The organism is Fodinibius salipaludis (assembly GCF_002287075.1).
Lineage (GTDB): Bacteria > Bacteroidota > Rhodothermia > Balneolales > Balneolaceae > Fodinibius > Fodinibius salipaludis.
The window spans coordinates 245,419-258,976 of sequence record NZ_NSKE01000003.1 but is presented as its reverse complement, the minus strand read 5'-3'; the positions used below and the strand labels follow the sequence as shown (position 1 = coordinate 258,976).

The following is a 13,558-nucleotide window of genomic DNA, read 5'->3' as shown; positions in this document are numbered from 1 at the left end:
AAAGTTCTTCTAATTAGAAAAACCCGATCCCAGCAATTCGGGATCGGGTAGAAGTCATGCTTTTAGCAACACGCTTCCTCTTCGGCCGCGTAATTTTCACTTTCTCCAAAGGTATGAAAAGCCTCCCACTCTACGCCTTGCGGGTCCGTAACCCAGCTTTTATCGGAATTTGCATAGCAGCAGGTCGTTTCACCCTCGTTCCGGGTTAAACCGTGTGTGCGGTTGATATTTGAACGCAGCTCCAGAAGTTCCTCTTCTGATTCTGCCTCGATTCCGAGATGTTCGATACCCTTAGCACCTTCGCGCTCGGCTATCGAGAAGTTCACGCGCGGATCATCAAGCATCCACTTGGCATAATCCTCCTTTTGCTTCGTTGGAGCTACCCCAAAGAGCGTGCTGTAAAATTCTATTGATTCGTTAAGGTTATTCACTTTTAACATTACGTGCATGCGTTTCATAATAGTCACCTTTAGGTGTTTTAAGTTATAATTAACCATTTACACCTATGTAGTCGGGCCCCAACCAAAAAAGACGCAAATTTTTTTCAGATTTTTTCAAATGCGTCAGACTTAAGGCTAGTACGTTCATTTTTTCAGTCAAGAAAAAATGAACCAAAAAATTGACCGGCTGAGAATTGTGGAAACATTACGTACTTCGGGCTGGATAATTTCAATGGTCCTTTGCCTTCATTGCTCATACAACATGCTTCACCGGTATGAAATTATCCTTTTCACCCTCTTTACTCTATCCACAATTCATTAGGCCGGAAAGACAAAAATATTGATATCAAAACCAGCACTTAAAGAAAATGAGCCGATTAAATCCCCACACCTTAAACTCAGCAAGACCTGCGATCTTTAAGTGGCGGAACCTTTATTGAATACTAAAGTTTTTATAGCCGGCCTAAAATTCTGTGCAAAGGCCAAGGATGAAAAGGATAATTCTGTACCGATAAATCATTACGAGATAGTTATTAAACGAGAAGGACCATCAGAATTATCCCATCCGAAGGACGGAGCGGATTCAGAATTTTAAAGCCTTGATCTTTTAGTCCCTTTTGGATCAAGCCAAAAGGGACATCATTTAACCCAATCTTTAATTCATAGCTTATTGATTAAGCAGGAATATCCATCCATGAATACCGAAGTTCAAAAAAGTTTACCTAACAGTCGTCACAGGAATCTTCTTCACTCTCATCTCTAATTTTATGATAAGCCACAGCACGCCCCTCTTCTCCGAATTGTACCTCACAGCAAGCCGCCAATACTTCGCCCAGTTTCTGTCGTGCCCGTTGCACTCTTGACTTAGCTCCCGACAGCGACAACCCAAAATAATCAGCAACCTCCTGCTGGGTTTTCCCCTCCACATCTGCCATCTTGAGGGGCTCTCCATACTTTTCCGGCAACTCGTCTATCATTGGAATCAGCCAGGAAAGCACCTCTTCGTGAACATCGTGATCTCCCTCGAACTCATTCAAATCGAGTAATGGATTTTCATCGCCATCCCTTTTAACCTCGGACCCAACTGGTTTTTCCTTATCCCTTCCTTTTTGCCGATAGTGATCAGCCAACGCACGACGAGCGATCCCAAACCCCCACGACTGCACGCGATCTTTGTGACGCAGATCGCCAATCCCTTTGTGGATCCGAATAAAAATATCCTGGAGTACATCCTCGGCCTCCTGATCGCTGGAAACCTTCGATCGAATAAATCCGCGCACTTGGTCGCTAAATCGTCGCCAAAGATTTTCAGTGTTTAGCTGGTTATCTGACATATTTTATACACGAGTTTCTATTTTCCTGAATACAAATTAAGGCGATTTCATCGTTTCAGAAAATCAATCCTTTTACTTTGTAGAGCAGAGCTTAATTCTACATAGGCAATTAATCCAAAAATCCCTCTTACCTGTCCCGAATATTCGGTGGGAGAAGAGGGATTTAGGGAGATTAAACTTACAAACAGCATCTTCTCATTTTGAATGGAGCTATGCGGAATGAGAAATCTTTGTTTTTAGCCTGCCATTATTTATCGAAACAAGGATCTCTCCCTATGGTCGAGATGACAGGGTAGTAACCCCACCTCTCGTTTTGTAACTCTACTCCGCGACAAAACTCACAATACCAAGGTTAATCCGTAGCCCTAATTGCTTTAATCCGATCCAGCACCGGGGGATGCGAGTAGTTTAGAAACACATAAAACGGATGGGGCGTTAAATTCGAGAGATTATCCTTCGAGAGCTTTTTCAACGCATCGATCATCGGTTCTTTTTTGTACGTCGTAGATGCAAATTCGTCGGCTTCGAACTCATATTTGCGGGACAGAATCTGCATAAAGACCGACACAATCATATCGATGGGCGCATAAAGCATCCCAAAGAAAATGAGCCCGGCATATACCGACATCTGTTCCATAAAAAACGCGTCAAATAAGCCCTCAGAATTTAAAAATATCGACAGTAAAAAGAACATAATACCTGTCTGGAAAATGCTAATTCCCATATTCTTAATAATATGCTTTTTCTTATAGTGACCAATCTCATGGGCCAACACCGCAACCAGCTCATCTTCCTCGTGGTTATCGATCAACGTATCGTAGAGTGCAATACGCTTGTTTTTACCAAATCCGGTAAAAAAAGCATTCGACTTACTGGAGCGCTTGGAGCCATCCATCACATAAACGCCCTCCATTGCAAAGTTTACTTTGTCAGCGTAATCACGAATTTTCTGACGCAGATCACTCTCCTCATCCAGCGGTTCAAAATCGTTAAAGATCGGCATAATCCACGTGGGCGCTATGAATTGAAGGAAAAGCGTAAATGCCGTTACCGCACCCCACGCGTACAACCACGCATATTGATCGATAAACGTAAAAAAGGCCAATATTCCAGCCAGCAGCGGACCGCCGAGCAGAATGCTCAACCCCAGTCCCTTAACCAGATCCAATACAAACGTTTTGGGGGTCGTTTTATTAAATCCATATTTTTCTTCGATCACAAAGGTGGAATAAATACTGAAGGGCAGAGATAGAATCTGTCTGGCAAAAATTAACATCCCAATATATACCAAACCGGTCCAGATAACCCCCAGCTCCCAGCTGCGCACCATCTCATCCAGCCATTGAAATCCGCCGGCAAACCAAAAAACCAGCAACAGCCCCAGATTAAATACCGAAGTTAGAATACCAAACTTCGTCCGTTCTTTCGTATAGCGCTGTGATTTTTCGTAAGTCTCCTCATCGTAGACATCTTGAAACTCTTCGGGTAATCCTGTGTCGAGTGATTTTAAGTTCAGGTAATCGCTAACCATGTTGAGAATAAAATCGATGGCCAGCGTGGCTAAAATTATTACTGCAAAAATATTCATAAATACACTTGGAGTTTAATAAATACGTTTTAACTCAAATAGAATTCTGTAAAGATGAGCAAAATTAAGCAATTGTAATAACGACCCAGCTGTCTATTTATTCATTGTCTCTAACAGTTGTGCCCCAGCCATCATAGCTACCATTTTTGGCCGTTGCCAAGCGGTCAAAAAAATTCTTGAGCTCCAAAAGTCGATCCTTGGTAGGCTTAATCTCTTTTTTAGCCAGACACAACCAACTATCGGACGATTCGGAATAATGCACCGACGTATCAAACTGTAAATTCATCAGGCAAGACTTCGTTACATGAGCATCCCACTCGGTGGGGAAGTACAAAAAGAACTCCATAGACTGCTCTACATCGGGATCCCCCTCCGGCGTCTCGATATTATTAACGGCCATCTGTTCTACTGTTTTTCGTGCCATCGACAGTGAAATTTATTTTTTGCTCTAATTTTTTCTTAATTCCATTCCCAAAGGTATGGAAAGTGAACGATATCATTAAATGCAGACTCTTACTTATACCGCATATCAGAAAGCAACTCGAACCTTTAACCTAAACCTCTATTTTCCATTTACCCAAGAATGCTCAGATGGCTATCCTATGATACCGAATAGGAGTGACCGCTTATTGGCATTGATGCCTCAGAGCTTAGAATGTTTAAGAATCTATTAGGAGCATAACAGCAGAGAGTTGGGGCAGATACAATAGAAAGTCAGATTTATCCTTCAACCGACAAATACAAAGCAGATACCTACGCCCATTACAACAAATAATTGAGCAGATTATAAAATAAGGCCAAGCGCGATATCCTTTAGAGCCGTATGTAATCTGGAAGGGAATTTAAAATCAGAAGGTCACCCATAATCCATTGTGCATCTGCGCAAATACCTCAGCCACATATGATGGTAGCATCGTTATCGAGTAACTCAATTGGTTTCAAGTAATTTATCGACATCGTCTTTACGTCCTACCAATAGAAAGTGATCACCCTCCTTGATTTCTGTTGATCCCTTCAGAATACCGATCGGCTTATATTGTTTGTCTGGACCAATTTCACCTTCCAACTCGACCGGTCGTTTTATTGTAATTAAATTGAGCTCATACCTTTTCCGTATATCAAGTTCTGTCAGGGTATATCCTACCATAGCCTCGGGGGCTTCAACTTCAAACATGGCCAGTCCTTCTCCGATATCAAAAACATCAGACATCCCTCGACGCACCAGTGATACTCCCATCCGCTCGGCCACCTGCCGTTCGGGGTGAATGACATCCGTAATTCCAATCTGCTTTAAAATCTGCTCCTGTATACGACTCCCGGCCCGACCATAAACTTCTTCTACCCCCGAATTAAGCAGATGCATGGCAATAAGGGCTACCGGTTCGAAGGCTTCACCAATAGAGATAATAGCTACATCCACATTGGTAATACCGTGGCTTTCCAAAAGATCCGTATCAGTGGCATCAAAGCAAATGGCATCTGAGACGAATTCTTTAACATGGTTAATATGCTCCATGTCGTTATCGATAGCAATGACGTAAGCCCCTTCCTCAGAAAGCTTTTTGGCTAAGGCACTGCCAAAAGCCCCAATTCCAATAACTGCAAAATGTAAGTCACTTCGTCGTTTCATAATAGATACTGTTATACGTTAAAATTATGAGACCATAATTGTTTCTTCAGGATACTCGTATTTGTGGGTATCCATGCGACTGGCAAATGCCACCATAAAGGTGAGTATTCCCACTCGGCCTAAAAACATAGAGACCACAATAATAAACTTGCCCCACGCACTTAAGTCGCCGGTTATTCCCCGGGATAATCCAACCGTGGCAAATGCGGAAATCTCTTCAAACAACAGATCGAGAAATGCGTGATCTTCCACTACCGATAACAATATCGTGCTTACACTAATGCAGGAGAATGCCAGTAGTAGTACGGTTACCGCACGGAATATCGTTGAATTGGGGATCGTGCGTTTAAACAACTCCATGCGATTGTAGCCTTTGATGGTCATACTGATAGACCGCATCAGGACGGCAAAAGTTGTCGTTTTAATGCCACCAGCCGTAGATGCCGGAGAACCCCCAATAAACATAAAAATCATCATAACCAGTGTTGCGGAAATGCCAATAGCCCCTGTGTCTACCGTATTAAAACCGGCGGTTCGCGTAGTAATACTCTGGAAAAGAGAAAGCATAAATTTATTGCCGTATGAATATCCGCGCAGGGTATTCCCCCACTCCATCCATAAAATAAACCCCGTGCCGGCAATGATAAGCACTGCAGTGGTAACCAATACCGTTCGGGTATGAATCGATAATCGACTGCGCCATTTACTTTTGTCTGTTCTTTTGCGAATCAACTCCCAAATAACCGTAAATCCCAGCCCGCCCAAGACAATGAGAATCATGGTGGTAATGTTGATTCCCAAATTGGTGGCATTAGCTGGGTCGGCCAGACTATTGGTAAACAGCGAAAACCCGGCATTACAGAAGGCAGAAATAGCATGAAAAACCGAAAACAGGATACGCTGCCCCTGATTGGGAAAACTTACTTCCCAACTAATATAATATGCGATGGCTCCCACCGCCTCGACCGCAAACGTAAACCCGACGACTCGTTTCAGTGTTGATGCCACCAGGCTGGAGTTTTTCTCTGCCACCATACCCTTAATGGTATTCATCTGGCCGACGCCCAATCCGCCACTGATAAATAAAAACAGAAAGGTCGCGAATGAGATAATCCCAATACCCCCGAGCTGAATAAGTGTCAGAATAACCAACTCCCCGAACAGGGTAAAATGGGTGGCAGTATCTACCACAATAAGACCGGTGACGCAGACTGCACTGGTTGAAGTAAATAGGGCATCTATGAATTGAAGCCCGAGTCCATCCTGGGTAGCCCCCGGCAGCATTAACAAAAATGTACCAACAGCAATGAGCGACAGAAAACTATAGACCAGGAAACGCGCCGTATTTTTTTGCTGGTCCAGCAGCTCCGGCAAATATTGGAGAAATTTTATGATAACAAACAGCAACAGATATCCTTTTAGAAACCGTACAAATGCAATACGGGGATTATCCATGCCCAAAAAATAGGTGTCGATTACGTTGATGAACGACAGGCCCAGATCGGTCAATATTATCAACGAGAATATCGATAAGAACGCTTCAAACCAACGTTTTCTAAGAAAGGACGACCGATTCCCCGTAAGTAGAAACCGCAACCCAAAATTTACTACAAATCCAATAAGGATCCAGCTTTCTATCTGTTCATTTAGTTGGGATAGCTCTGGGGTCAACTCAAAAGCGATCGGTAATAAAATACTGACTAAAACCAGTATACTAAGCAGCACAGAGAATGCTCTGAGATAAGGAACAGCAATCTTATCTATTTCATACAGATCATCCTGGACGTAGTGGAATTCAAGATTGGCTTTCCTTTTAAATGTTCGCCAACGACGTTGAAGCTCAACCCACTTTTGTTTCCAGTGATATGGAATTTTCATTTATGGTAATTTGATACGGTATTAACAGGCCTGAACAAGCTATTGCTTTTTTTGCAATCACTCAATCACAAATTCCCCTAAGATTTGACCTGTCTTTTTCTAAATATTACACATAAAAGAGATTGCTTGCCCCTCTACCTGAGTGAGTAGTTGAATCATTAACTTTATGCCATGAGAGGGCATTAAGCCTGATACTGAGTTAATGCTTATTCAACAACATCGGCTTTCATATTCTCCGAACCCAAGAACATAGCTTTTACCATACGCTTTGAGCCGAGTGCTTCTCTTTCCGAAGCGGAAATATTACCGACTTTGACAAATTGCCGTTCACTTATATGCACCTAAAAGAGAAATGTAGCTGGTAAATAACCTTGAGAAGGTTTTTAGGAATTTTTAAAGTCAGGCAGGACAAATTTCTACGTTTGGAGACGGTACCAATTCTCATATCGAATGCAAATTCAGGCTAAGCCATTGGGCTGATTAATGGCAAAATCTATAAATCATATTCCTCAATTTTACGGTACAGCGTACTGGTCCCGATGCCTAATAAGTCTGCAGCTTTGGTTTTATTTCCGTCAACGCGGTCTAATACTCTCCCAATATGAATACGTTCCATTTTTTTTAACGAATCCGGATGGCCTGAATCCGTGGTCGAATCCCCATGAAATTCGGGTGGCAACAGATCGGGAGTAATAACATCGCCTTCGGCCAAGATAGCCGACCGTTCTATTATATTTTTTAGTTCTCGTATATTTCCCTGCCATGTGTAAGAAAGCAGCAGATTCATAGTCTCGTCATCAATCCGCTGCACTCGTTCATTCAGGCGTTTAAGGAAGAAATTGGCCAACAATGGGATATCTTGCTTACGGTCGCGGAGTGGAGGAATACTAATTTCGAAACCGGCCAAGCGATAATATAGGTCATCCCTGAAGGCTTCTTGCTCGGCTTCCCTCTTCAAATTCTTGTTTGTAGCGGCAACAACCCGAATATCAACCGATCGTTCCTGGGTTTCACCAAGTTTTGTATATTTGTTGTTTTCAAGAAAACGCAGCAGTTTGGCCTGCAGGCCAATGTCCATCTCTCCAATTTCGTCAAGAAATAGTGTTCCTCCATCAGCTTCTTCAATTAACCCCTTTTTGGATTCCGTAGCGCCCGTGAATGCTCCTTTTTTAAAACCAAACATCTCAGACTCTAACATATCCTTGGGAAAGGCACTACAGTTTAAGGCCACAAAGGGACCACCTTTCCGCGGGCTAGCCTGGTGAATAGCCTGGGCAAAAAGCTCTTTACCGGTCCCGGTCTCACCCTGCAGCAATACACTCATATCCGAAGCAGCCACCTTCTTAGCCATTCGCACTGCTTCTTGAATAGCTTCGGATTCCCCTATAATGTTTGTAAACCCGTACTTTTCATCTACTCGCTGTTCGAGATGTTGAAGCTTTTGCTGCATGTGGGCTTTTTCTGCGGCACGTTCAACCACTACGTGGATATGCTCGTCATCATCGCCCTTGGTAATGTAATCGAACGCGCCCTGCTTCATAGCGTTTACGCCGTCCTGAATGTTACCGAAAGCGGTAATAAGAATAACCTCTATCAGGGGATATTCTCTTTTGATTCGTTCCAGCAGATCCATGCCATTGCCATCAGGCAATTTAACATCGGTAACAACTACGCTAATCGATTCATTTTCCAATATTTTGAGCGCTTTCCGAACGTTTTTTGCCTGGAAAACTTCAAATCCTTCGAGCCCTATAATTCGCGACAAAAGTTCCCTGAATCGCTCTTCATCGTCAATGATCAATACATGCTCAGACTTCATAACTATCTATTTTATCCAAACTTCTATTTTTGGGCAGAGTGAAATAAAAAGTACTTCCTTTTCCAAGCTCACTTTCAACACCGATTTCTCCTCCCTGCGCATTGATAAATTCCTTGGCAATAGACAGCCCCAAACCGCTTCCTCCACTGCCATTTTTATCTCCATAGACCTGAAAATACTTTTGGAAAATTTTGTCAATATATTCTTCGGGGATGCCTTTTCCATTATCAGTAACCGAAAATCGAACTACACGAGGTTGCTCTTCTGCTTTCAGCAGTATTTTTCCATGGTCCGGGGTATATCGCACAGCATTCGATATTAAATTTACAAGTACCCATACCGATTTCTGTAGATCGGTTTTAACGGCAGGCAGCTCTTCCTCACATTCAATTTCTATGTCGATTCCCTTTTGGTCGACCTGCATTACCATGGTTTCGAATGCATAATCAAGCAGGTCGGAAGGACGAGCTGGCTGGCTATTTAACTGAATATTCCCGCTTTCGATTTTTGAAAGATCCAGCAGTTCAGCTGTGGTACGTTTCATGCGGTCGGCATCATTGCGAATACTATCAATAAGCTCAACCTGCTCTTCATTCAAAGGTCCCACACGTTCATCCTCCAACAATCGCAGACTCATATTTATGGAGGCAATGGGGGTTTTTAACTCATGAGAAACCACAGCCACAAAATTTGACTTCGCCTCATTCATTTCCTGGAAATGGGTTACGTTTTTGAGCGTAACGATAGTCCCGATCTGTTTACCATCCTGCTGCGCCTCATCATCTAAAAGGACAGGCAGGGTATCTTTGGAATAGTAAATATGGCGATTTTCAGAGGCAATTTTAATTAGATCGCCTTCCTCATCTTGATTCGTTTTCTCCGTATCCATCAAGCCTTTAATCAGTTTACGCATCAAATCATTGGTAGATGCTACATCAGGCGCATACTGCCCTACCAGTTTGTTGCGATCCAGCCCAAGAAGTTCTTCCGCTTTTGAATTTACAAAAAGGATATTCTTTTCACTGTCCAGCCCGACGATCGCCTCATTCATCTGGTTGATAATGGCCTCAATGCGCTGCTTCTCATTCTTCAATTTGGCAAGATTGCTGCTTTCATATTCCTGCAAGCGGGTGGCCATCGTATTAAACGCCTGGGCCAACTCTTCATATTCATCGCCGGTGTTAAATTCCAGACGCTGGTCATAATTTTGGTTCGCAATATTCTGTATACGCTCTATAAGCTCTCGGATTGGATTAACAATATAATTGGGATATTTCAAGAGTAGCGCCAGTGCCAATAACGTACTTATTGCACCAATAATCGTCATATACAAAATAACTTGTGCCGCGGTTTCTTGAGCTCGATCCTTTTTACGGTCAATGGCATCGAGATTCATATACGTGATCTGAGAAATCAGGTCTTGGATCTCTGCGTATTTATTTACGATAGTCTGATAAGAGTTCATGTCTCGATATTCTTGAGAACGAAACCGATCAAACTGTTCCAGGTATTGCATAAGAGCCCCTCGTAGCGCCCTGCTTGCCTCAGGTTCACCAGTTTCCGTAAAATTTTTCATTTGTTTTGACATCTCCCGCTTTAAAATTCGTTTTAGCGAATCTACATTCGTTGATGCAGGACGGGCTGTATCAGACAACATATTGACCTCTTTCTTATGGAGCTTACTCATCGCATGCTCCATATTTTGCATGTAGGTAATTGTACGACTGTTGTTCTGAATGATGTCAACGGTATTTTCAGCGAGTGTATTGACAGATACCAAGCTACTGCCCCAAAGTAAGACCAGCAGAAATGCCAAAAACCCAAGTCCTGTGTACAGTTTGGTTTTAATGTTCATGCCCATTGTGTGATACCACGATTAAATCAATGTTTAAGTTTTCTACCAGGTGGAGCACTTTTTCAGTAAGCGTTCGAAGCCCCAATTTATTCCATATCGTCCGTTTAGGCGCTCCCATCATGATCCACCGAACATCATGCTCCTTCGCATATTCAACGATACTTTCAGCAATATTTTCAGCCTCTATCTTTTCCACCTCAGCACCCAGCTCGGTGGCCAATTTAAAATTATTGATAAGATGCCGCTGGTCCGCCAGATCAACGCGATCACTGCTTTCTTCCTTCGACTGTACGTACATTACCGTCCACTCTGATCGCATTGACGAGGCCATACGCGCCGCGCGCCGTATCAGATGTTTACCGCCTTCTGGATTTGTACTGATACAGACCATGATTCGGTTGCCGGTAATAGCATCTTTTTTATAAACCTCAGCATCAATTTTTCTTCCCAACTGTCCGGCCGCCTCTCGCAGGGCCAGCTCCCTCAGTTGCAGCAGATTTTCTTTTTTAAAAAAGTTTTCCAGTGCCGTACTAATTTTAGACGGATCATAAATCTTGCCATCTTCAAGCCGTTGCAAAAGTTCATCGACCGTCAGATCTACATTGACAAGCTCATCGGCCATCTGCAGCACGGTATCCGGTACTCGTTCTTTGACATTTACATCGGTAATTTGCTCTACATCGTTATTTAACGATTCCAGGTGCTGGATATTCACCGTGCTAATTACATTGATGCCGGCATTCAAAAGCTCCACCACATCCTGCCAGCGCTTTTCGTTTTTCGAGCCCGGGATGTTGGTATGTGCCAGTTCATCGACCAGAATCACCTCCGGTTTGTTTTGTTTGATGGCCTCTACATCCATTTCTTTAAGCTCTTTTCCTTTATAAAACACCTCCTTCATGGGAATTCGGGGAATTCCCTCAGTCAGTTCCGCCGTTTCCTTGCGCCCGTGGGTCTCAATGATACCGATTTTGACATCTACATCTTTTTCTAAGAGTTGATGGGCCTCTTCCAGCATGCGATACGTTTTCCCCACACCGGCGGCCATGCCGATGTACAGCTTGAATTTGCCACGTCTCGATTTCCTGATGAGACCCAGGAACCGATTAACCGCTGCTTCTTTACGTTCTGATTCAGTTTTACTCATCACTTTTTAAGCTTGCAGATATCGTGCCAAGATACTTCAGATTAACTGTATACACCCTTCAACGTCAATTAAGCAAGGTTTTTTCTTTTCTTTAGCAGCCACAGAAGAGTCTAATTCTACAAATATGAATTGACGATTCCCATTTTGGGAGACCTAAATATTTCTAGTTCTTGGAACTATTACTTATTTGATCAGCAATTTTTATAACAACTATAGCCAGTGTGTTCTAAAATAATTGAAAATTATATCTACCCACGTAGAAGGCTGTGCATTTTGCGGACGGGATAAAAATATGGGTTTCGACACGGCCTCCGTAATTACATTGGGGCGCTCCACCAGTAACGCTTTTTTGACCCAGTGTTCCTCGCGGGTTCCCAACAGGATGCAATCGGCATCTTGCGCGTGTTCTTTAAGTATGTTGCTCAGCGCCCCGTCCTCGAGCTCCGTTTCTAAAATATGACGGAGCAATATTTCTCCCTCAAATCCGGGATTCTTATGCTTAAATGTTCGCAGTTCTTTGTTTAAAGAATGGATATATTCGTTAATGCCAGTTTCCCAGGGACCTCCCTTAAATGAGTGAAATAACACAACTCCTTCCTGTCTTCCATGCAATAGGAAAGAGGCATGTTCCAGTACCGGCTCAACCAAAGAGAGTTCATCCACCATCACCACTACTTTTCTGAACGTTGATTGTATGTGAGGCTCACCAATCAGAATATTTCCCTCAACATTCCTACAGATTCGATCCACAGCAGCCGCATCAATTAGATTTTGCTCATCGTCATCGGGAACGCCCCATCCCATTACCAAAAGGGAAGTATATTGCTCTTGGGCAGTATGAATTATGGCATCGGGAATGTTGCTCGAAATTCGTATCAATAATTCCGCTTCCAGCCCGGCTGCACGAACCCGTTGCAATCCCTCCAGCAACAGTGATTTAGCAGTATCCAATTTGGCTTCTTCAACTCCATTTGTGACATGCGAAACGGAGAGGACATGCAACAGTAATAATCTCCCACTATGCCTGTAGCACGCCTTAATGGCTGGCGGGAGCAATGCTTTGAAAGAATCCGGATTACTAATGGGAATTAGAATGGTATACCCGGTGGAATCAGTTTTCTTTTGTTCCTCTGAAGATGCTAATTTTGCCTTTAGGTTATTTTCATTAAGCGTTTGAATGTCAAACACATTATTGTCTTTGGACTGTCCTGAAGATACCATTGCTGATTCCCTTTTTTGATAAGATAGTTACACCGTCACCGATTTCAAATTGCGTATCACCACGGGGTATAATCACCCCCCCTTTCCTATAAATAGCCACTATAATTTCGTGATTGGTGATTATTTCGCTTTCCAGGGCATCTACAATCGTTTTACCAACCAGGGAAGAATGTTTATCCAGTTTGATTTCTGTAAGTTCAGCCCCACCACGAAGTTGTATAATACCTTTCATACTCGGTTCCAGGGCATTTCGATACAAGTATTCCCCCAGCAAACGGTGGGGATCAGCAATAACATCAACGGTCAGGTTGCGAAACAATTCGATATGATCGGGGTCGCTTACCGAGCTGATCAATCGTGGAACACCATACTGGCGGCCAATTAATATCGTTGTCAGATTGACGGTGTCATCATTTGTTGTGGTGATCAAAACATCGACTTCTGCGATGGCAGCCTGTTTTAGAACCTCGTCATTTGTTGGCTTCTCATGTAAAACACGGCACTCAAAATCTTTTGCCGCCTCTCGGGCAGCTTGTTCATCATCTTCAATAACAACCACGTCGTGATGATCACTTGTAGCAAGTTCAATAATACGACGGCCTATACGTCCGGCACCTATAATGATCAGATTCATATTTCAAAAGTG

General features: G+C 43.1%; 11 protein-coding genes. All 11 read right to left on the bottom strand.

Features of this window, described 5'->3' with window-relative positions; genetic code table 11:
- Window positions 1-62: 62 nt before the first annotated feature.
- The 11 genes from CK503_RS05385 to CK503_RS05335 all read right to left on the bottom strand — a co-directional run bounded on the left by CK503_RS05385 (window position 63) and on the right by CK503_RS05335 (window position 13,546).
- Window positions 63-458, bottom strand: coding sequence for an ArsI/CadI family heavy metal resistance metalloenzyme (locus CK503_RS05385; protein ID WP_095605771.1), 396 nt, complete (start codon window positions 456-458; stop codon window positions 63-65).
- Between the two features lie 704 nt (window positions 459-1,162).
- Window positions 1,163-1,774, bottom strand: a complete 612-nt coding sequence (locus CK503_RS05380; protein ID WP_095605770.1) for a sigma-70 family RNA polymerase sigma factor — start codon at window positions 1,772-1,774, stop codon at window positions 1,163-1,165.
- A gap of 352 nt (window positions 1,775-2,126) precedes the next feature.
- A complete protein-coding gene (locus tag CK503_RS05375; RefSeq protein WP_095605769.1) occupies window positions 2,127-3,362 on the bottom strand; it encodes a M48 family metallopeptidase in 1,236 nt (411 codons plus the stop codon).
- Window positions 3,363-3,459: 97 nt separating this feature from the next.
- Complete coding sequence (locus CK503_RS05370) at window positions 3,460-3,786, bottom strand: ribonuclease E inhibitor RraB (protein WP_095605768.1); 327 nt, start codon at window positions 3,784-3,786, stop codon at window positions 3,460-3,462.
- A 504-nt stretch (window positions 3,787-4,290) separates the two neighbouring features.
- On the bottom strand, window positions 4,291-4,992 hold the full coding sequence (locus tag CK503_RS05365) for a potassium channel family protein (protein ID WP_095605767.1): 702 nt from the start codon (window positions 4,990-4,992) through the stop codon (window positions 4,291-4,293).
- A gap of 24 nt (window positions 4,993-5,016) precedes the next feature.
- Entirely contained in the window at window positions 5,017-6,870 is a 1,854-nt protein-coding gene (locus CK503_RS05360) for a TrkH family potassium uptake protein (RefSeq protein WP_095605766.1), read from the bottom strand.
- Window positions 6,871-7,363: 493 nt separating this feature from the next.
- Window positions 7,364-8,689 carry a sigma-54-dependent transcriptional regulator gene (locus tag CK503_RS05355; protein WP_095605765.1) on the bottom strand — a complete coding sequence of 442 codons (1,326 nt, stop codon included), beginning with the start codon at window positions 8,687-8,689 and terminating at the stop codon, window positions 7,364-7,366.
- Window positions 8,679-10,544 (bottom strand): sensor histidine kinase, encoded by a 1,866-nt coding sequence (locus tag CK503_RS05350; RefSeq protein WP_176466218.1) that lies wholly within the window; start codon window positions 10,542-10,544, stop codon window positions 8,679-8,681. Before CK503_RS05350 ends, CK503_RS05355 begins: the two co-directional genes overlap by 11 nt.
- Window positions 10,534-11,691, bottom strand: a complete 1,158-nt coding sequence (locus CK503_RS05345) for a sensor protein KdpD (RefSeq protein WP_095605763.1) — start codon at window positions 11,689-11,691, stop codon at window positions 10,534-10,536. Before CK503_RS05345 ends, CK503_RS05350 begins: the two co-directional genes overlap by 11 nt.
- A gap of 210 nt (window positions 11,692-11,901) precedes the next feature.
- A complete protein-coding gene (locus CK503_RS05340; protein WP_095605762.1) occupies window positions 11,902-12,912 on the bottom strand; it encodes an adenine nucleotide alpha hydrolase family protein in 1,011 nt (336 codons plus the stop codon).
- Complete coding sequence (locus CK503_RS05335) at window positions 12,881-13,546, bottom strand: potassium channel family protein (RefSeq protein ID WP_095605761.1); 666 nt, start codon at window positions 13,544-13,546, stop codon at window positions 12,881-12,883. The genes CK503_RS05340 and CK503_RS05335 overlap by 32 nt, the downstream gene beginning before the upstream one ends.
- Window positions 13,547-13,558 lie beyond the last annotated feature (12 nt).

What these genes read in the sequence shown, in the direction of transcription:
- CK503_RS05385 (WP_095605771.1), bottom strand. Translation starts at nt 458, where the DNA reads ATGAAACGCATGCACGTAATGTTAAAAGTGAATAACCTTAACGAATCA.
- CK503_RS05350 (WP_176466218.1), bottom strand. Translation starts at nt 10,544, where the DNA reads ATGAACATTAAAACCAAACTGTACACAGGACTTGGGTTTTTGGCATTT.
- CK503_RS05365 (WP_095605767.1), bottom strand. Translation starts at nt 4,992, where the DNA reads ATGAAACGACGAAGTGACTTACATTTTGCAGTTATTGGAATTGGGGCT.
- CK503_RS05340 (WP_095605762.1), bottom strand. Translation starts at nt 12,912, where the DNA reads ATGGTATCTTCAGGACAGTCCAAAGACAATAATGTGTTTGACATTCAA.
- CK503_RS05345 (WP_095605763.1), bottom strand. Translation starts at nt 11,691, where the DNA reads ATGAGTAAAACTGAATCAGAACGTAAAGAAGCAGCGGTTAATCGGTTC.
- CK503_RS05380 (WP_095605770.1), bottom strand. Translation starts at nt 1,774, where the DNA reads ATGTCAGATAACCAGCTAAACACTGAAAATCTTTGGCGACGATTTAGC.
- CK503_RS05375 (WP_095605769.1), bottom strand. Translation starts at nt 3,362, where the DNA reads ATGAATATTTTTGCAGTAATAATTTTAGCCACGCTGGCCATCGATTTT.
- CK503_RS05370 (WP_095605768.1), bottom strand. Translation starts at nt 3,786, where the DNA reads ATGGCACGAAAAACAGTAGAACAGATGGCCGTTAATAATATCGAGACG.
- CK503_RS05360 (WP_095605766.1), bottom strand. Translation starts at nt 6,870, where the DNA reads ATGAAAATTCCATATCACTGGAAACAAAAGTGGGTTGAGCTTCAACGT.
- CK503_RS05335 (WP_095605761.1), bottom strand. Translation starts at nt 13,546, where the DNA reads ATGAATCTGATCATTATAGGTGCCGGACGTATAGGCCGTCGTATTATT.
- CK503_RS05355 (WP_095605765.1), bottom strand. Translation starts at nt 8,689, where the DNA reads ATGAAGTCTGAGCATGTATTGATCATTGACGATGAAGAGCGATTCAGG.